Below are 19926 nucleotides of genomic sequence, written 5' to 3'. Positions count from 1 at the left end.
CTGGTTATTTTTCCTGATACAAAAATGGCAAGGGATCACTCCCAAGCCACTAATAAATCACTATAGATACCGCCAAGTTCTTTTAAACCTCTCGCTATACATCCCGCGTAGACAACTGCACCCATATATTTCAGATGCGTATTGTCGGTCAGCCCGTCCATATGGGACGGATAGACACCTGCCGGCAGATGCATGTACCATTCTTTGGTTTTTTCAGCTCCAGCCTTTCGCATTTCTGCGCGGCTCATACTGTAAAGATCGATCAGCGGAACATTTAAATTTTCAGCCGTCTGTTTCATTGCCGCCACATAATCGGTATGTTCCCCGATATCTAAATGTTCCTCATCAATAAAACATCTGCGCTCAAGCGGCGTAATAAAAACCGGCCATGCTCCTTTGTTTCTTGCTGCATTTACAAATTTTTCCAGATTCACCATGTAATCGGAATATGGATCTGTATACCGCTGTGGATCATTCTTTTTCTCATCGTTATGTCCAAACTGGATAAATAGAAAATCTCCTGCGGTAATTTTGTCATAAATCGGTGTCAGTCTCGACTCATCGATAAAGCTTTTTGTACTTCTGCCGTTTTTAGCATGGTTCTCCACCCGCACCTCCGGCTTTAGGAACAGATTCATTACCTGTCCTATGCCGGTCTGCGGAAATGTAAGAATGTCATTGTATTGTACGGTAGAATCTCCAGCCCAGAAAATAGTCGCCATACAAACCTTCCTCCTTATTCTTTTACAGCTCCGATATTTACACCTTTTACAAAGTATTTCTGTAAGAACGGATATACGATCATGAATGGAATGATGATAACAATGATTGCTGCATTCTTTACGGTGTTCTCAGTTGCACCACCGTTTGCCTGCGGAAGATCACTACCCATGATGATACTTCTTAACTTCATCTGGAAGTTATAAAGGTTTGAATCTGTAATATAAAGTTTGTAATGTGTATAGTCGTTCCAGTATGTAACGGCAAACATAAGACCGATGGATGCTAATGCTGCTTTTGACATCGGAAGTACGATACGGATAAATGTCTGCATCGGAGTACATCCGTCAAGTGTTGCCGACTCAAACAGGCTGGCAGGAATACCTTCGAAGAAGTTCCTCATCAATACCAGGTTATACACGTTCAGTGCCGGGAATAAGATAACGACCCAGATGGTATTGGTTAAATGTAATGATTTTAATACGAGGTAGGTAGGGATCATACCACCCTGGAAAATCATGGTAAAAAGTAATAAGTTTGCAAATAAGTTACGTCCCGGCATATCCCACTGGATCAGTACATATGCACCAAATGTAGATAAGATCAATGCGATGATCGTACCTGCAATCGTTGTGATTACAGAAATCATTAACGGATGGGACAGCGTCGGGTTTTTGAATACGGAAATGTATCCTGCAAGGCCAAATTCCTCCGGCCATAATTTCATACCATATGCGGTTTTTAAATCGAATGAGTCAACTAATACTTTCCACATCGGGATGATAATCAGTAAACTTAAGATAATAAATATTAACCCGTTTACGATCGGGAAAACTTCTATTTTTTTCTTGCTTTTCATATCTGCTGCTCCTTCCTAGACGATTCCGCGTCCATCACGTACTTTCTTGCTTAAGTGATTGCAGAACAGTACCAGTACACAACCAACCAGAGATTTGAACAGACCAACGGCTGTCGTATAACCGTAATTTGGAATCGCACCACTGTTGAAGGTCTGATAGTAAATATAAGTTTCAAGTACGTTTGCTGTACCTAAAACAGCATCGTTCTGCATTACGAATGCGGACTCGAACAGGTTCATAACCTTTGCAAGGTTTAAGATCAAAACAGTAAGGATTGTATTCTGTAAAGCCGGGAAAGTAATATATCTCATCTTGCCCCAGCGTCCTGCACCATCCATTGCTGCAGCTTCGTAAAGCTCTGTATTTATTCCGGCAAGCGTAGCCATAAAGATAACGGTCTGCCAACCGGTTTCTTTCCAAATATTAATGATATAGTACGCAAGTCTCCACCATTTTGAATCACCCAGGAAATAAATTCCGGAGTCAATCACACCAGCATTGATAAGAAATGTATTTACAAGACCTTCTGCTGTCGGTGCTAAGATCAAAGTAAAGACAGATGCGGTAACTACCCATGACATAAAGTGTGGCAGATAAATAATTGTCTGCACGATCTTTTTAAAATGAATATTTGCGATCTCATTCAAAAAGATAGAAACAATAACAGCTGCTGCTGTTGTCAAAAACAATTTGATAATACTAATCTGTAAGGTATTCCAGAATGCCGTCCAGAAATTTGGCATGGAAAACATTTTCTGAAAATTTTTGAGACCAACAAAACTTGCCTCTTTGATTCCGTTATAATCGGTAAATGCGAAACGGATTCCAAGCATTGGCAAATAAAAGAATATTAATGCAAAAATTAATACAGGAAGAAACATCAGATAGAATCCTCTGTATTTATAGATTTTTGCTGCCAGGTGGTTCTTCTTTCCACCGGTTGTAGCCGTTACGGCTGATTTTTCATTACTTTTTCTCATATCTGTTCTTCCTTTTCAATCAAACATGAATTTGTGATCCATGATCTGTGCCGGCTGCGGATATCCGCAGTCAGGGCACAGATCATAGTTCTTAGTTCCGTTTACCGGAAAGTTTTATTATTTGTTTAAAGAATCAACGATTGCCTGTGACCACTCTGCACCGTGATTTGACTCAAACTGTGCATATGCATCATCAACAGTGATCTCACCCATAACAACTTTTGCGATCAGCTCGTTCTTTAATGTTGTTAAATCACCGTTGTACTCGCTCATCTCATCTGTTGTAGGAACAAGATCAGCAGCTTTGCAGTTATCATTGAATAACTGTGCAGACTCTTTTGCTTCTGCTGCTACAGATTCTTCCTGAGGATCGTTAGCAAGCTCAACTAAAGCAAGCATTGGATCAATGTGAGCTTTGGTGTACTGTGTACCCTCTTTCTCACGGTTCTCTAACATATGGAACTCACCATCAGCATATGTTTTCTCGTTCTCTGTTCCAGCAAATAATGTCTCTGCTGCTGTTGACCAGTGAACACCTTCTACACCGTATGTCCATAAGAACTGAACATCTCCGCCATCCTGCATCGGCTCGATGAAATATTTGAATACGCCTTCCGGATTCTCACATGCAGATGTGATGCACCATACTGGTGGAACACGGTCAAGATACTGACCTACTTCAGCGATCGGAGGTAATGCTACTAACTCACCATCTTTACCGTTTGCTTCAAGGTTTGTCTTTAAGTTGGTTGCCCAGGTACCTGCCCAGTAAGTAAATACACCAAAGCTGTCATCATAGAATTTGTTACGGCAGTCAGATGTACCATTTGTTAATGTGGTAGGATCAATCACGCCCTCTTTGTAGGCAGCTGACATTCTCTCAAGTGCGCTCTTCATAGAGTCATCTGTGAATCCGTCTTTCCATGTTCCGTCTTCTGCTTTATAGAAGCTTGGGTTTGCATCCTGATAGAACTCCGGTAAGTAGTTTGTATATGGAGCCTCTGTTCCGATGAAACCAGCAGCAGATACACCGTAGGTATCTCCGTTTACACCATTTCCATCCGGGTCACCGGTTGTAAATGCTTCGAGCATTGCAAGATACTCATCATAGTTTGTCGGAACATCAAGTCCGCAGTTGTCTAACCATGCTTTCTTAACATATGTAACACATCCGTTACCACGAGCTGCAGGCATACCGTATAACTTACCATCAAGTCTTACACCATCGATAACTCCTGTGCTGCCGTATGCATCCTGTCTTGTTTTTAAATCAGAAGATGCATAAGCGTCTGTCATATCCCACAGAACTCCCTGCTCTGCATAACCTGCATAATAGGTTGAAGATAAGATCATAACATCTGGCCAGTCACCACTTGCAACTGTCTGTCCTACTACATCGTAGTAAGCATCATGATCCGGCTGGATCACATTGATCTTCATTCCAAGAAGATCCTCTAATTTGGCAATGAACTCTGCCTGTCCGTTTTCCTGTGTGAAAACAGTTCCATCTACCATAATGGTGATTTCTTCTGGTTTCTCAACATCAGAATCGGTTGCTGCTACATCTGCGGAAGCATCACCGCTTTCTGTGGTTGCTTCATTATTAGTAGAAGCATTTGAATTTGTTGTTCCTGCGTTACCAGTATTGCTGGAACCGCATCCTGCCATACCAGCTACCATAGCGGCAGCCATAAGGACTGATACTACCTTCTTTTTCATAAGAACCTCCTTATTAGGAAAAATTTGTTTCGACACTGCTCTGATGTAAGTGCTTTCATGTCTTGCTCATACATTACCATCTTATGGGATTTTCAGCAAGAAACAATATTTGACAGGGGGTACAAAATTTGTTTTTGTGCCTCGCAACCCATTGATTTTACTGGTTTTTTCGGTTTCTGTTGTAATTTTCCCATATTATGATAAAATAAAAAAAGTACGATTAAAATACATCCAAAAAGGACATTTATCACCTATGAGAATAAATTTGAATCACACATCAGATACCACAGCAAAAAATGAATCCACTACTTTTCTTATGATTCGCTTTGCTGTCACATACAGTGTCTTTTTGCTTATCATTTTACTTCTGATGGTATATCTCCACCGCGTTTCAACAACACGTTCCGAACAGGATTTCTGGGATCAGGATCAGTCTACATTTGAAAGCGCTGTATCTCTTTTAGATAATAATTTTACCACCATGGACTCTATTACCAGACAGCTCAGTATGAATACAAAACTATACCGTCTTGCTACCATGACGTCCACTGACGATAATGATTTCTACTTGTCCGGTCTTGCCATGAAGCAGTCTCTTGCTTCTTATATGTATTCCTACAATGAACTTCCATTTAGTACATATTTTGTTTATCTGAGAAACAGTGGCTATATTATCAGTGTAAACACTTTCAATTCAGAACAGCTCTATTATATAAGAAACTATTTATCTTCCGGGGCTAATTTTAATGAATGGCATGATCTGCTTAACAATAATCTTACAAAAGATGCCGCGATTTATCCTCTTTCCGATTTTATGCTTCCGGAAAGTGATAACGCTTATCTTTATGTTTTGAATATGGATGTTCTGACCTACAAAGATATTCCTGCCACTGTGGCATTTCATATCAGTGAACAGACTTTTCGCAAAATTTTCAATGGTGTCTCATTAGGTGATACCGGTTACATTCTTGCAGTTGATGATCAAAACCAGCCGGTATTTTCCCTTTGTGGAGATGAGTTTCAGTCTTCTGAGGACAATTTATCCACGCTTGCAGAATCTGTATTATCCTTATCTTACGATGGCAATAATACCTGTATTCACGACAGCACCCATATCATGCGAATGGCTTCAAAAACAAATGACTGGACTTTTTATCTGGTACAGCCGGAATCTATTTATCCGTCCGACTATCAGATTATTTTCCTGTTCATCCTTTTTGCAGCAGTTGTCGGTGGACTTATCATGATATTTATTTTAGTCCGTAACAATATGCGCCCGATTCTTCACTTAGACGGTCAGCTTAAGGAAACACTGCACGCAAATACGCAGCTGATCGAGGAAGCCGCTGCGATCCGTCCAGTTTTATATGACAATTATTTAAGACAGCTGATGAGTGGTGTTATTACTACCCCTGATGAATTTGCATTTATCCGGAATTATCTGCATTTAGAGGATTCCTCGCTTCACTATTATGTTTTATATGGTGTAACTTATGAAAATGATCCTACCATTGATACTTTTCCGAATGAAAATACAGCTTCCGATAGTTCTGAAAACGCAAAAGATATCATAACAAATCTCTTAGCAAGATATTTTTCCTACGAGAACAATTTATATCTTTGTTCGCCAAAGAAACATATTTGCACTTTACTGATTCCTTTTCATGAAAAACCAGACGAAATGCTGATCTCTCTTCAGGAAAAGGTTTTAAAATTTCACAGTGAGCTGTTAGAAGAATATTCAATCTGGTTTTTTGCCGGAATAGGTCTTTCCTGTTCCTTTACCAACATCTGGGAATCCTACCAGCAGGCGAAAGATGCAGCCGGCTATACCAGCAAGAACTATATTTTCCTTCCATATGAAATGTTGAAAAAAGATTCGCATGTTTATTACTATCCGGCAGAATTTTCAACCCGTCTGATCCGCTCCATTACCGGAGGCAATAAGACGCAGGTGATCGAGATTTTTAACCTGATCCATCAGGAAAATATTGAAGAACGTTCCCTTCCGTTCCAGTTATTGCGTTTTTTACTTACCGACATCCGCAATACCTTATTGAAAGCTCGATTTACCTACACCGGAGAAATTACCCCGGAGATCATGGAAATCGACACCCTGCTTTCACAGGATGAGCTTACTTTCCGTCTCTGTGAAGATATCAGCATCAGGCTGTGTGATTTCTTTGCATCAAAGTCAGAGAAAAATAACCTGATCGACAGTATTGTAACTTATATCCGTGAAAATTATAAAAATCCGGCTCTCTGTTTAAGTAAGATATCTGATGAGTTTCATATATCAGAAAGTTATTTTTCTCATATGTTTAAGGAAAATATGAACGTAAACTTTTCCGTTTATCTGGAAGATCTGCGCCTTACAGAAGCAGCCCATCTGATTGAAAAAGGTGAATCCGGCATCAATGAGATTGCATTGGAAGTTGGATATAATAACCAGACTTCTTTCCGGCGTGCATTTAAGAAAAAATTTGGCGTTACACCGAGCAGTTTCGGTGTTCAGTCTTAAATTAAAAACAATAACAGCGTAAATTAACGCAGAAATGGAGTATACAATGTTTGATTTCAAAAAAGATTCTCCAGAAAGTGTTGGCATCCCTTCCAGATGCCTTCTTAAATTTCTGGAACGTTTACAGAAAAAACAGATTCCCATGCACAGTTTTCTTCTGATGCGGCATGATACCCTGATTGCTGAAGGCTATTATGCTCCCTACCAAAAAGATACCCTGCATCGCATGTTTTCCATCAGTAAAAGTTTTACTTCCATTGCGATCGGTCTGTTAGAAGCAGAGGGAAAATTATCTCTCGATGATCCCATTGTCAGATATTTTCCGGATAAAGTTCCATCTAATGTACATCCATGGATCGCAGAAATGACGATCCGCGACATGCTCATGATGCGTACCTGTCATGCATCCACAACTTATAAAGTCAATATGAAAAATGACTGGGTAGAAAGTTTCTTTACAGTACCGCCAACTCATCCGTCAGGAAAGCTCTTTCATTATGACACTTCCTCTGCACATACACTCTGTGCACTCGTAGAACGGCTTTCCGGAATGCCAATGCTCGATTACCTGAAACAAAAACTGTCCGTTCTGGAATTATCAAGCGAGTCCTATATGTTGACCGATCCCTTTGGTATCTCCATGGGTGGCAGTGGTCTTGTTGCACTTCCATCTGACCTTTTAAAATTCGGTTATCTTTTAGCTCATAATGGAAACATTAACGGGAAACAGCTCGTTCCAGCTTCTTATATCAAAACAGCTGCCTCATATCTCTCCGATACCCGCATGACAGCACCTCTCCCAAGTGAAGCCTGTGGCTATGGATACCAGATCTGGCGCAGTGAAAAGAATGGTTTTGTCTGCTATGGCATGGGCGGTCAGTTTATCCATTACCTTCCGGATTATGATTTGCTTTTTGTTACCACCGCAGATACACAGGGAATTTCCGGTGGTAATCAGTTGATTTATGATGCTCTGTATGACGAGATTCTTCCTTATATACAGGCAAATCCACTCCCGGAGGATCAAAAATCGCATACAGAGCTTCTTTCTGCGCTCTCTTCCCTTGCGATTTCACCTCTGGACAACGGATCAAGCACAGCTCCCGCTGTTTCGCATATCTTAGGAAAGCGATATGTGTTTGAAAAAAATGACGGTGAGTTTACGGATTTTAAGGCTGTTTTTTCAAATAATGAGGGATGTTTTACGTTTACACTGCATGACCAGATATGTTCGATTCATTTTGGTTTCGGAAAACTTGTCTGCGGACAGTTTCCAATCTATGATCAGAAATATGCCGCCAGCGGTATCTGGGTATCGGAGAATACTTTGTATGTGCGGGCGCATATTATGGATGCATTTGTGGGAAGTGTCCATTTTGAGGTGGTGTTTGGGGAATCTGATGTGACAGTGTTTATGAAGAAACAGGAAGAAAGTTTGTTTGGGGAGTTTCAGGGACATCTGTTCGGGACGATTGGCTAGCTAGAACTGCAGGTAAAACTATGTTATACCTACATTTTCTTAATAAGATTCGGGTGGCAAAAGGTGATTCTCAACTTAGCGGCTGGCAGATTTCACAAAGCCGTAACTAATTTTGTGACTTTGGGAGAAAATTAGGATATCTTGGTTTACCGGTTCATAACGCAGTGTTGCGTTGCCATGGATGGCAACACAAGTCTTAATTCTCAATGGTAAAATAGAGTTAGTAATTTGATTTTTATGAGGTGATTGATTTGGACGTGAACTCTTTATCACAAAAGTTTTATGTACGTAAATTAGACGAAAATGACCTGGATATTATTTTTGATTTGTGTTGTGGGAATCCTGTTTTTTATCAATATCATCCTCCCTTTGTCACAAAAGAAAGTATATTAAAAGACATGAAAGCACTACCATCAGGAAAAAGTTATGATGATAAATTCTATGTTGGTTTTTTTGAAAAGGAATCTTTAGTTGCTATTTAATGCTTTCTGGTCAAAAAATAACTTTCACGTTATCAACGAGGGAAAATATATTCTTATGGAGCGAAAAATATAAATTATTGCTTTTAAAAGCCAGCATATCTCACCACAAAACTTCCGGCTCCAGTGCACTAAGGCTCGCCGACAGTGCACCGGAACCGGCAATTTTATGGTTCCGGTGCACGTCCCAAGGCTCAGCCATTATTTTACTGTGGCTGTTTACCAATATAAGCTAAAATACCACCGTCTACATACAACACATGACCATTTACAAAGTTAGATGCATCAGATGCAAGGAATACAGCCGGTCCCTGTAAGTCTTCTGCATTTCCCCATCTTGCAGCCGGAGTTTTTGCAATAATGAACTGGTCAAACGGATGTCTGGAACCATCTGGCTGGATCTCACGAAGAGGTGCAGTCTGAGGTGTTGCGATATAACCAGGTCCGATACCGTTACACTGGATATTGAATTCACCATACTCAGATGCAATATTCTTTGTTAACATTTTTAATCCACCCTTTGCAGCAGCGTAAGCGGAAACAGTCTCACGACCAAGTTCACTCATCATAGAGCAGATGTTGATGATCTTTCCGTGACCTTTTTTGATCATAGACGGGATAACTGCTTTTGATACGATAAACGGTGCATTTAAGTCAACATCAATTACCTGTCTGAACTCTGCTGCTGACATATCGCACATCGGGATACGTTTGATGATACCTGCATTATTTACAAGAATATCGATCACACCAACTTCTTCTTCTACTTTCTTAATGAAAGCGTTTACCTGCTCCTCATTTGTAACATCACATACATAACCATGAGCTTTAATACCTTTTTCTGCATATGCAGCTAATCCTTTATCAACCAGCTCCTGTTTGATATCATTAAATACGATGGTTGCGCCAGCCTCTGCATAAGCAGATGCGATTGCAAATCCGATACCATAAGATGCGCCTGTTACTAATGCAATTTTGCCCTCTAATGAGAAATTGTTTAAAAATGACATATTTCTATCTCCTTTTTTGTGTTATGTTTAAGATTCTATAAATAAGAATCCAGTTTCTGCGTTTTCTGCCCAATATTTCTGAAATGACAAATTGAATCCTGTGCAAATATTCTGTTGTCTAAATTATTAAACATGTGACACAATGATTACATGTTTTTGTGAATATTCATTTTATTGTCTATTGCCAGTATGTCATCTCTACAGAGTGACTCCCTGTTTAAAAATTGCCATATCATGGAATCCTGCTTCTTCACTGCGTACTTTCTTACCGGATGCAACATCGATCACATAGTCAAATAATTTCTGACCTGTTTCTTCTAACTCTGCATCTTCCACAAGAACACCCGCATTGAAATCGATCCAGTTCTTTTTCTTTCCGGCAAGAGTACTGTTGCTGGAAATCTTTACTGTTGGAACCGGGGATGCAAACGGTGTTCCGCGTCCGGTCGTAAACAGTACAATATGTGCACCGCTGGCTGCTAATGCAGTTGCAGCAACAAGGTCATTGCCCGGTGCGCTGAGAAGATTTAATCCCGATGTATGTACGCGCTCGCCGTAGGAAAGAACGCCTTTTACTGCAGCACTTCCTGATTTCTGCGTACATCCCAAAGACTTATCCTCTAAAGTTGAAATACCGCCTTTTTTATTTCCCGGTGACGGATTTTCATAAATCGTCTGATGATTATCTTTAAAATACTGTTTAAAATCATTGATCAGATCTACGGTCTGATGGAACAGTTCTTCATTTTCACAGCGGTTCATCAGCAATGTTTCTGCACCAAACATCTCTGGCACCTCTGTCAGGATCGTCGTTCCACCTTTTCCGATTAAAATATCAGAAAACTTACCAACCAGCGGATTTGCTGTAATTCCGGAGAATCCATCACTTCCACCGCACTTCATGCCAATGATGAGTTTGGATGCACTGATCGGCTCACGGGAAAATCCAGCAGCATAATCGATCAGTTCTTCTAAGAGTTTTTCGCCCTCTTCCATCTCATCTTCACATTCCTGGCAGACTAAAAATTTCACACGGTTCTCATCATAATCACCAATGTATTTCTTCAGTTCACCAATATTACTGTTTTCACATCCAAGTCCAAGTACTAAAACACCACCTGCGTTCGGATGCTTTACGAGATCTGCAAGGATTGTTCTGGTGTGTTCCTGGTCGTCTCCCATCTGGGAACATCCATATGGATGAGGAAATGCAATGACTTCCTCCACAGAACCATGAACCTTTGCATTGGCACGTTTTGCCATCGCTGTTGCGATGTTGTTCACACAGCCGACCGTCGGTATGATCCAGACTTCATTACGCACACCGACGCTTCCATCCGGACGTGAAAATCCCATAAAAGTACGATCCTCTGTCTTTTTTTCCTCTGTTTTTACCGGCTCATAGGTATAGGTAAGCAGATCACCAAGAGCAGTTTTGATATTATGTACATGCACCCACTGACCGGCTTTGATATCCACTTTTGCATTTCCGATACGGAAACCATATTTGATCACATCGCCGCCCTGCGGAATATCACTGATCGCCATCTTATGACCGGCAGGGATCATCTCAGCCGCTGTAAATTCTTTTCCATCAACAGCGACTTTTTCTCCCTCCGCAATTTCCTTTATGGCAACAATGACATTATCATTTTCATTGATTTTGATAAAATCTTTCATAAGTATTCTCCTGCTTATGCGTTAAAAGTTTTTTCCATTGCTGCTCTCATTCCGAGTGCACGGATATCTTCCATGTAACCAGTTACAGCCTCTTCCACTCCTGCTAATTTTGTAAGGTCCTCACCCCAGAAATGCTCATTGGATAATACTGCATGTGTATATTCTGCTGCATCTTTTGAACTGTTTTCTGCAAAGAACTCTAATACCGCTGCGTCATCTAAGATCTGATACTCAGCACCATCACGATGTCCGATCAATGCTTTGTCGCGAATCTCTGTACCTGTATAGAATGCCATCAGGGCAGCCAGTGAAAATGTCAGGTGTGTCGGAAGTTTTCCTTCGTTCTTAATGTACTCTAAGAAGCTCGGCATACATCTTGCGCGCCATTTTGAAACAGAGTTCAGGGAAATGGATAATAATGCATGTTTTACATATGGGTTGTTAAATCTTGTAATAACTGCCTCTGCAAAATCGATCAGATCCTGTTTCGGAAGTGTTAATGTAGGAATAACTTCATCAAAGATCGTTGCTTTCATAAAGTTGAAGATCAATTCATCCTGCATGGACTCTAACACGATATCATTACCACAGAGATAAGATGCCAGTACAAAAGAAGTATGTGCACCATTTAAGATACGTACTTTTCTCTGTTTATAAGGTTTCTGATTGTCAGTAAAGATAACCGGGAGTCCTGCATCCGGAAGTGCAAATTCTTTGCTGATATCTTTTGCACTCTCGATAACCCAGAGAGCAAATGGTTCACCTGTTACAATCAGGTTATCCTGATATCCGAACTCTTTGCAAAGTTCCTCAGCCTCATCTCTTGGGTAACCGGTTACAATACGGTCAACTAATGTGGATGTAAATACACATGCCTCATCTAACCATTTCTTAAATCCTTCTTCTAAATTCCAGAGTACTGCAAGTTTCTCTACACACTCTTTTAAATGGATACCATTATCATCGATCAGCTCAACCGGAAGCATCACAAGACCTTTGTCCATTGCTCCGTTAAAATGTTTATATCTTTCATATAAGAATTTGGTCAATTTACCCGGATAGCTCTTCGGCGGCTCCATCTCTAATCTGTCTGTATCATCATAAACGATACCTGCTTCTGTTGTATTAGAAACAATGTAACGTAAGCTGTCAAGTTTTGCATAATCTGCATATTTCTGATATTCACCATAAGCATCTACTGCATCTGCAACGCTGGTTACGATACGGTTAATACGCTTCGGCTCTCCATCCACGATTCCTCTTAACTGTACTGTATACTGGCACTCCTGATCGTGAAATCTGTCAAGACTTCCGAACTCAATCGGTTTTACAAGTACGATGTCTCCGTTAAATTTTCCCTGCTCATTTGCAATGTCGATCATGTAGTCAACAAACGCACGAAGGAAATTTCCTTCTCCAAACTGTAATACTTTAACTGGTCTTTCTACTTTTCCTGTTTTTTTTCTGTTTAATAAATCCATGATTTCCTCCTGATTATCAGATCATTACTGCACCTTGTCATTTTGTAAGCGTTTACAATTTGTATTCTTACACCTTTTTACCGTTTCGTCAATATGTAATTTTGCACAATTTAGTGATTTTTATTATTTTTCTTTAAAATCGTCACTTTTTCTTCTACATTTTTTCTATATTTTACAAAATCTGATATTGCTTTCTTTTTTTTGTTATTGTATAATCAGACCAGTAGCAATGAAACTGCTTTCATTTTCTTTTACATTTCTTTATAAGATGTAATACAGGAAGCGATTTTAACATATTAAAGGGATTTTATTTATGACAATATACGACATTTCGAAAAAAGCCGGTGTATCCATCGCGACTGTTTCCCGTGTATTAAACGGCAGCGACAAAGTCCGACCTTCTACAAAGAAAAAAGTCATGGATATCATTGAAAAATATGATTATACACCAAACGCTTTTGCACGCGGCATGGGACTTCACTCCCTGCAGACGATCGGTATTCTCTGTGCAGATTCCTCTGATCTTTTTCTTGCAAAGGCGGTTTATTATTTAGAACAGGAACTGCAGGCAAATGGTTATGAGTCACTGCTCTGCTGTACCGGTTATAATTTAGAGATCAAACAGAATTACCTGAATTTGATCCTTTCCAAAAAAGTAGACAGTATCATTCTTGTCGGTTCTAACTTCATCGGTACTACCGAAGATGAAAACCAGTACATTAAGGATATTTCCTCACAGGTACCGATCATGCTGTTAAACGCTTCTTTCGATTATCCAAACGTTTACAGCACTTTATGTGATGACTATACGACCATGTTTGAGGCAACAGAATCTATGTTGGATTCCGGGATTGCCGATCCAGTCTATATTTATAATTCCATTTCATACAGTGGTCGCAAAAAATTAAACGGTTTCAAAGATGCTTTAAAAAAACATGGCATCTCTGATATAGAAAACAGAATCCACAAATACGACGGAGATTCCCAGCAGTTTAACGAAATTGCTGACTTTATGGATCAGGTTGCAAAAGAGGCCCCTCCTTTTCATGGAGTGATCGCTGCCGACGATGTACTCGCCGTCGGTGTAGTCAAATATGCGCAGCGCAATCATATTTCCGTACCCGATGATCTATCCATCATGGGGTACAACAATTCCATGCTGACAACCTGCTGTATTCCGGAACTTACTTCCGTGGACAACCGCCTGGAAACACAGACACATCAGTTAGTGCAGACCTTAGTGGGAGTTCTTTCTGGTGAAGAAATGCCGAAAAAATCTATTTTTTCCGGCAAATTAATTAAACGTGGAACTACCTTATTCTAAAACAAACATAATGGAGGAAAAACAATGAAACAATTTATGGACGAAAACTTCTTGCTTCAGAGCGAGACCGCACAGAAACTTTACCATTCTTACGCAGCAGATGCGCCGATCTTAGATTACCACTGCCACATCAATCCGCAGGAAATCTATGAAGACCGCCAGTTTGAGAATATTACCCAGGTATGGTTAGGCGGCGATCATTACAAATGGCGCTTTATGCGTTCCTGTGGTGTAGACGAGAAATATATCACCGGCGATGCCTCTGACAAGGAAAAATTCTTAAAATGGGCAGAAGTTCTCGGAAAAGCCATCGGTAACCCGCTCTTCCACTGGAGTCATCTGGAGTTAAAAAAATATTTCGGCTACAATGGTGTTTTAAATAAGAAAACCGCTGAGGAAGTATGGGAATTATGTAATAAGAGACTTGCAGAGAAAGATATGTCTGTCCGCAACATTATCAGACAATCCAATGTTACATTAATCTGCACCACAGATGATCCTGTTGATTCCTTAGAGTGGCATAAAAAAATCGCTGAGGATGATTCCTTTGATGTACAGGTACTTCCTGCATGGCGTCCTGACAAGGCAATGAACATTGAAAAAGTTACTTATTTAGATTATATCTCCCAGTTATCTGAAGTTTCCGGTATCAAGATAGATACGTTTGCGGCTTTAAAGAAAGCTCTTTCAAACCGCATGGATTTCTTTGCTTCCATGGGATGCAGCGTATCTGACCATGCTCTGGAATATGTAATGTATGCTCCTGCTTCTGATGATGAGATCGAGGCTATTTTTGCAAAACGTCTTTCCGGCGAAGGTGTTACACGCGCAGAAGAATTAAAATTCAAAACCGCATTTATGTTATTTGTCGGCACAGAATATACAAAACGCAACTGGGTAATGCAGCTTCATTATGGATGCAAACGTGACAACAATACTCCGATGTTTGACCGCCTTGGACCGGATACCGGTTATGACTGCATCAACAACTATGCTCCGTCTTCCGAAATGGCAGATTTCTTAAACTCTTTAAATAAGAATGGCAATCTTCCAAAGACAATCATTTACAGCTTAAACCCGAACGACAACCAGGCAATCGGCACTATCTTAGGATGCTTCCAGGATTCCACCGCTGTTGCAAAGATCCAGCAGGGTTCCGCATGGTGGTTCAACGATCACAAGACCGGTATGCAGGATCAGATGATCTCCCTTGCAAACCTCGGAAATCTTTCCGGTTTTGTCGGCATGCTGACTGACTCAAGAAGTTTCTTATCCTATACACGCCATGATTACTTCCGCAGAATCCTCTGCAACCTCATTGGTGAGTGGGTAGAAAACGGTGAGTTCCCGGCAGATTATGATACATTAGAGGAGATTATCAAAGGTATCTGCTACAACAACTCCGTAAATTATTTCGGATTCAATTTAAAAACCTGTTAATCAGAAAGCCAATCTGTTATGCGCACCGAAATGCGCAGGAAAGGAACATTTTATGGAACTTCGTACTGCAGCATCTCCAAGAGATGTCAAACATTACACAACCGAACGTTTAAGAGAGGAATTTTTAATTGACGACCTGTTTCAGCCGGAAATCATCAAACTTGTATACAGCCATATCGACCGTATCATCACAGGATCTGCTGTTCCGGTAAAAGAGACTTTAAAATTAACCGCCGGCGATGAGCTGCGTGCACAGTATTTCTGCGAACGCCGTGAGCTCGGTGTGATCAATATCGGTGGTGCCGGTGTGATCACGATCGATGGAAAAGAATACAAAGTTGCCCATAAAGAAGGCATGTATATCGGCATGGGTTCAAAGGATATTTCTTTTGCAAGTGAAAACGCAGATTCCCCTGCAAAATTTTACTTAAACAGCGCTCCTGCCCATATGACTTATCCTACCGTACTGATCAAACCGGAGGGTACACCGGAAGACGGTGTTGTCATTGTAAAGGACTGTAACAAAGTTGAGCTCGGTTCTTTAGAGACAGCCAACCACAGAACGATCTGCAAATATATTCTTCCGGGACAGGTAGAAAGCTGTCAGCTTGAAATGGGTATGACAAAACTTGAACCGGGCAGCGTATGGAACACAATGCCATGCCACACACATGACAGACGTATGGAAGTTTATCTGTACTTTGATATGCCAAAAGATGCACTTGTAATGCATTACATGGGCGAACCGACCGAGACAAGACACATCGTTATGCGCAACGAACAGGCTGTTATCTCTCCGAGCTGGTCCATTCACTCCGGATGCGGTACACAGGCATACACTTTCATCTGGGGAATGGTTGGCGAGAATCAGGACTTTGATGATATGGATGATGTTGCAATGAAAGATTTAATGTAATAACCTATCGTATATTTACAGATATACATTTTTAAGAACCAGATATAATGCCGGAATACGGACGTACTGCCAGTATTCCGGCAAAACAATATACCAGCAGTACAGAAATGAGGATATTCATGAAAATTGCATTAATCAACGAAAACAGCCAGGCAGCAAAAAATGAAATGATCTGTGCTACTTTAAAATCTGTCGTAGAACCAATGGGACATGAGGTATTCAACTACGGCATGTATTCTGCAGAAGATACACACCACCTTACTTATGTGCAGAATGGTATTCTTGCAGCAGTTTTATTAAACTCCGGTGCCGCTGATTTTGTCATCACAGGCTGCGGAACCGGCGAGGGCGCTATGCTTGCATGCAACGCTTTCCCACAGGTACTCTGCGGACATATCGAGTCCCCACTTGACGCTTATCTGTTCTCACAGGTCAATGACGGAAACTGCATTGCTCTCCCATTCGCCGAGAATTTTGGCTGGGGTGGAGAATTAAATCTTACCTATATCTTTGAAAAACTGTTCTGTGCTCCGGGTGGCGGCGGATATCCAAAGGAACGTGTCGTACCGGAACAGCGCAATAAAAAAATCTTAGACGAGGTTAAAAAAGTAACTCATCGTGATCTTGTATCTATTTTAAAAGAACTTGACCGCGACCTTGTCATTGGCGCTTTAAGTGGCGATCATTTCAGCGAGTATTTCTTTGCAAACTGTAAAGACGAAGCAATCGCTGCCTGCGTAAAGGAACTGATCGGCTAGCAATCATCACAGCAGAACAGATAATACCCTGCCAGCATACATAAAATCATGAGAACAAACCCACAGAAACGGTTGTGAATCACGATCATCACAAGCATTCCCATTGCAAAGCAAAACAGTGCGAATCCAAGCATCCGTTTCATGGCAGACTCCAATAAAGAAACGCATATATTACTGATAATATATGCGTTTCTTCTTGTTTTTTATACTGTTTTAAAAACTTTTTATGACCATCCACCATTTATGAAACATGAAACCTGTGATTCCTATTTATTCACAGAATCCTTTAAGATATCTTCCATCTCTTTTCCAGCTGCTGCCTTTGCAGCAGCATCTGTCTGATTCTCAGTAACATTCTCAGAAGATGCATCATTTTTTGAAGTAAATTTGTTTACAAAATCCGGCACCATATCAAGCACTTTTGTGATTCCGTCCTGATTCTTAATATTTACCAGTTTGGTTGTACCATTCTGGATCACAAGAACTGCGCTTGGCATGATCTTTCCACCCATACCACCGGCACCGTTATTTTTCTTTTCCTGTGAAAAAGCACCAGCTGCAACACCAAACGAAACATCAACCAGTGGAAGAATGATCGTATCCCCAATATGGATCGCATCCCCTACTACCGTCTTGGTTGTGATAAAACTGTCCATCCCTTTAAATAAAGATTCTACTGTTGTATGAAAACTATTGTCTGCCATAATGAAACCCTGCCTTTCTTTCTGCTATTTTATTTAAAAACTTTCTTTATCAAATTCCGGATATCACGCTCTTTTAACAGGCGGATACCGGATATAAGTACATGTATCAGACGTATATGTCCTTTTACGAAAAAAGTACCTTCCACATACGCTTTATCTGCTTCAAAATCCGGATAGATTCCAACATCATATTGATAAACTGCCGGAAACATTGCGAGGACTCCAAGTGCCTGTCCAGTCGCTGATGGTTCCCATAATGCAAAATTCAATTCTGTATTGATCTTTCGAAAGCGAGAATGTTTCAACAGATATTTAATCTCTCTCCAAACTACAGAAACACTATTACGGTTATGTTCATCGGTCAATACATCTTTTATCTTTCCTGCCCGGTCGGACAGATTTTCCCATTTTCTACGAACACCTTTGATTTTCTCAATGGCACTGTGAAATTTACCGGTTATCTTCTGTCCAGGCGATATCTTTCCAGAAGATGTCTTTTCTGTATTTCTTTGTGCTGCGGAATCCAGCTCCGTTGTCTGTGTGTCATCTTTTGAGTCTTTCTGTTGCAACTCTGCTGTATTTTTCGATTCAGCATCCTGCTGTTGCTTTTTTATATCTGAAAAAATTCCGTTTTCATCCTCTGTTTTTTTCTCATGAACTGCCACGTCTGTGCTGTCTGCAATCGTTTCTTCCGCTTCGTCCTCCATTTTCTCACCCAGAGAAATATTCCTTCCAAACAACTTCAGCTTATAAGAAAGTCCTTCTTCATTATAGGAATACATAAAGGATAAAATATGAAGCATCCAGTGTACTTTTCCCTCTATCCGGACATTTTCTTCAATGATTCCCTCCATCCGGTAACGAACCGGCACCAAAAGCACGAGAAGAACGATCAGTAGAAAAAACGTAAGCAGTGTCAGCAGAATCCATCCGATTATTTTTAATATGAGCAATACAACCGACATTTCAAGCTCCTTAACCCTGTTTTTCTGCAAGATATGTGCGGACGGCAAATGTACCTGTGCTACGGTACACCTCATCTATAATGGATGCTGCGACCTCAACTGCTTCATCGTAACCCTTTGCCAATCCCACGATTACCATATCTTTTTTAGGATATTCCTTTTGCATCAGTTCATATGATGGTATGATATCAAGCAGATTCTGTCTGTTAGAGGCCAATGTGATCACATAAATCCCGATCTGTCCGGCATTGTGCATAATCTTCCACTTGACTTTCTTTGTCTTATGTACAATACTCTCCCCCACATACAAATCCTTATACCATATCATACATCCTGCTCCATCTTTCTGATGTGTTTTGTTTATTCATACCTGTGGCTGCCCCACAGATTATTCTTCTTTAATTCCTGATATTCCTCATACGCTCTCTCTAACATCTGTTTCTCATTCGGAAACTTCAAAAGATGATACGCCTCATGGTATTTGTAATAACCGGAATCGACAAAATACTCTTCACGCTGCGGTTTGCTGTAATAACTGTCTGCCATCATCAGATACCAGTGCACCGTCTTCTCTACAACATCCTCCGGTACTGTAAATGAATACTGGCTTTTTCCGATATATTTCATCAGAGTCGCTTTCACACCAGTCTCTTCATATACTTCCCTCATCGCTGTATCTTTATATTCTTCTCCTGCTTCCACAGTTCCTTTTGGAAGTACCCATCCCTCGTATTTATTTTTGTAATTTTTGTACAAGAGCAATATTTTGCCGCGAAATATTACCACACCACCACAACTTGTTGCCTCGATCATCGCAATACCTCCTGATGTGGTCTTTTATAATACTATCATGTTTATAAGTATAATACTTTTCAAAAGCACATGCAAC

At 40.5% G+C, this 19926-nt stretch carries 19 protein-coding genes; 7 read left to right on the top strand and 12 right to left on the bottom strand.

All coding sequences use genetic code 11. The features are described 5' to 3' along the window. Nucleotides 1-35: 35 nt before the first annotated feature. The 4 genes from DW650_RS00580 to DW650_RS00565 all read right to left on the bottom strand — a co-directional run bounded on the left by DW650_RS00580 (nt 36) and on the right by DW650_RS00565 (nt 4279). Nucleotides 36-722 carry a rhamnogalacturonan acetylesterase gene (locus DW650_RS00580; protein WP_006856021.1) on the bottom strand — a complete coding sequence of 229 codons (687 nt, stop codon included), beginning with the start codon at nt 720-722 and terminating at the stop codon, nt 36-38. Nucleotides 723-736: 14 nt separating this feature from the next. Continuing rightward, on the bottom strand, nt 737-1579 hold the full coding sequence (locus tag DW650_RS00575) for a carbohydrate ABC transporter permease (protein ID WP_006856020.1): 843 nt from the start codon (nt 1577-1579) through the stop codon (nt 737-739). 15 nt (nt 1580-1594) lie between these two features. Next, the gene (locus tag DW650_RS00570; RefSeq protein WP_117921863.1) at nt 1595-2560 is read right to left on the bottom strand and encodes an ABC transporter permease; all 966 of its coding nucleotides are present in this window, start codon (nt 2558-2560) and stop codon (nt 1595-1597) included. Between the two features lie 117 nt (nt 2561-2677). Further along, on the bottom strand, nt 2678-4279 hold the full coding sequence (locus tag DW650_RS00565; RefSeq protein ID WP_117921862.1) for an extracellular solute-binding protein: 1602 nt from the start codon (nt 4277-4279) through the stop codon (nt 2678-2680). A gap of 253 nt (nt 4280-4532) precedes the next feature. On the opposite strand from DW650_RS00565, the gene DW650_RS00560 reads away from it, so the two are divergent. The 3 genes from DW650_RS00560 (at nt 4533) to DW650_RS00550 (ending at nt 8762) form a co-directional block, all read left to right on the top strand. After that, a complete protein-coding gene (locus DW650_RS00560; RefSeq protein WP_118209028.1) occupies nt 4533-6800 on the top strand; it encodes a helix-turn-helix domain-containing protein in 2268 nt (755 codons plus the stop codon). A gap of 46 nt (nt 6801-6846) precedes the next feature. Continuing rightward, nucleotides 6847-8280: a serine hydrolase domain-containing protein gene (locus DW650_RS00555; RefSeq protein ID WP_199654167.1), complete on the top strand. Its 1434-nt coding sequence runs from the start codon at nt 6847-6849 to the stop codon at nt 8278-8280. 257 nt (nt 8281-8537) lie between these two features. Continuing rightward, entirely contained in the window at nt 8538-8762 is a 225-nt protein-coding gene (locus DW650_RS00550) for a hypothetical protein (RefSeq protein WP_147402997.1), read from the top strand. A 203-nt stretch (nt 8763-8965) separates the two neighbouring features. Here DW650_RS00550 and DW650_RS00545 read toward each other — a convergent pair whose 3' ends face one another. From DW650_RS00545 to DW650_RS00535, 3 genes are all read right to left on the bottom strand, one after another. Continuing rightward, nucleotides 8966-9769, bottom strand: coding sequence for a gluconate 5-dehydrogenase (locus DW650_RS00545; RefSeq protein WP_015560591.1), 804 nt, complete (start codon nt 9767-9769; stop codon nt 8966-8968). 198 nt (nt 9770-9967) lie between these two features. Then, the gene (locus tag DW650_RS00540; protein ID WP_118208808.1) at nt 9968-11449 is read right to left on the bottom strand and encodes a UxaA family hydrolase; all 1482 of its coding nucleotides are present in this window, start codon (nt 11447-11449) and stop codon (nt 9968-9970) included. 14 nt (nt 11450-11463) lie between these two features. Beyond that, nucleotides 11464-12930, bottom strand: coding sequence for a tagaturonate reductase (locus tag DW650_RS00535; RefSeq protein WP_117921857.1), 1467 nt, complete (start codon nt 12928-12930; stop codon nt 11464-11466). Between the two features lie 313 nt (nt 12931-13243). On the opposite strand from DW650_RS00535, the gene DW650_RS00530 reads away from it, so the two are divergent. From DW650_RS00530 to DW650_RS00515, 4 genes are all read left to right on the top strand, one after another. Next, entirely contained in the window at nt 13244-14254 is a 1011-nt protein-coding gene (locus tag DW650_RS00530) for a LacI family DNA-binding transcriptional regulator (RefSeq protein ID WP_117921856.1), read from the top strand. Between the two features lie 24 nt (nt 14255-14278). Further along, a complete protein-coding gene (uxaC, locus tag DW650_RS00525; RefSeq protein ID WP_118208807.1) occupies nt 14279-15694 on the top strand; it encodes a glucuronate isomerase in 1416 nt (471 codons plus the stop codon). 52 nt (nt 15695-15746) lie between these two features. Further along, nucleotides 15747-16610, top strand: coding sequence for a 5-dehydro-4-deoxy-D-glucuronate isomerase (gene kduI / locus DW650_RS00520; RefSeq protein WP_117921854.1), 864 nt, complete (start codon nt 15747-15749; stop codon nt 16608-16610). 119 nt (nt 16611-16729) lie between these two features. Continuing rightward, nucleotides 16730-17368, top strand: coding sequence for an RpiB/LacA/LacB family sugar-phosphate isomerase (locus DW650_RS00515; RefSeq protein WP_118209027.1), 639 nt, complete (start codon nt 16730-16732; stop codon nt 17366-17368). Here DW650_RS00515 and DW650_RS19645 read toward each other — a convergent pair. From DW650_RS19645 to DW650_RS00495, 5 genes are all read right to left on the bottom strand, one after another. Then, nucleotides 17365-17511 (bottom strand): hypothetical protein, encoded by a 147-nt coding sequence (locus DW650_RS19645; RefSeq protein ID WP_006856007.1) that lies wholly within the window; start codon nt 17509-17511, stop codon nt 17365-17367. The two genes, DW650_RS00515 and DW650_RS19645, sit on opposite strands and share 4 nt — an antisense overlap. A gap of 123 nt (nt 17512-17634) precedes the next feature. Continuing rightward, complete coding sequence (locus DW650_RS00510) at nt 17635-18072, bottom strand: GerW family sporulation protein (protein WP_117921853.1); 438 nt, start codon at nt 18070-18072, stop codon at nt 17635-17637. A gap of 29 nt (nt 18073-18101) precedes the next feature. Beyond that, nucleotides 18102-19037 (bottom strand): hypothetical protein, encoded by a 936-nt coding sequence (locus DW650_RS00505; protein WP_118208806.1) that lies wholly within the window; start codon nt 19035-19037, stop codon nt 18102-18104. Nucleotides 19038-19047: 10 nt separating this feature from the next. Then, on the bottom strand, nt 19048-19365 hold the full coding sequence (locus DW650_RS00500) for a hypothetical protein (RefSeq protein WP_117921851.1): 318 nt from the start codon (nt 19363-19365) through the stop codon (nt 19048-19050). A gap of 32 nt (nt 19366-19397) precedes the next feature. Next, nucleotides 19398-19850, bottom strand: a complete 453-nt coding sequence (locus DW650_RS00495) for an NUDIX hydrolase (protein ID WP_006856003.1) — start codon at nt 19848-19850, stop codon at nt 19398-19400. Nucleotides 19851-19926: the final 76 nt, after the last annotated feature.

The sequence above is a fragment of the Roseburia sp. AM23-20 genome, from assembly GCF_003470905.1.
Classification (GTDB): Bacteria; Bacillota; Clostridia; order Lachnospirales; family Lachnospiraceae; genus Roseburia; species Roseburia rectibacter.
The sequence above is the reverse complement of the archived record's forward strand: the minus strand, read 5'-3'. Positions and strand labels throughout refer to the sequence as shown.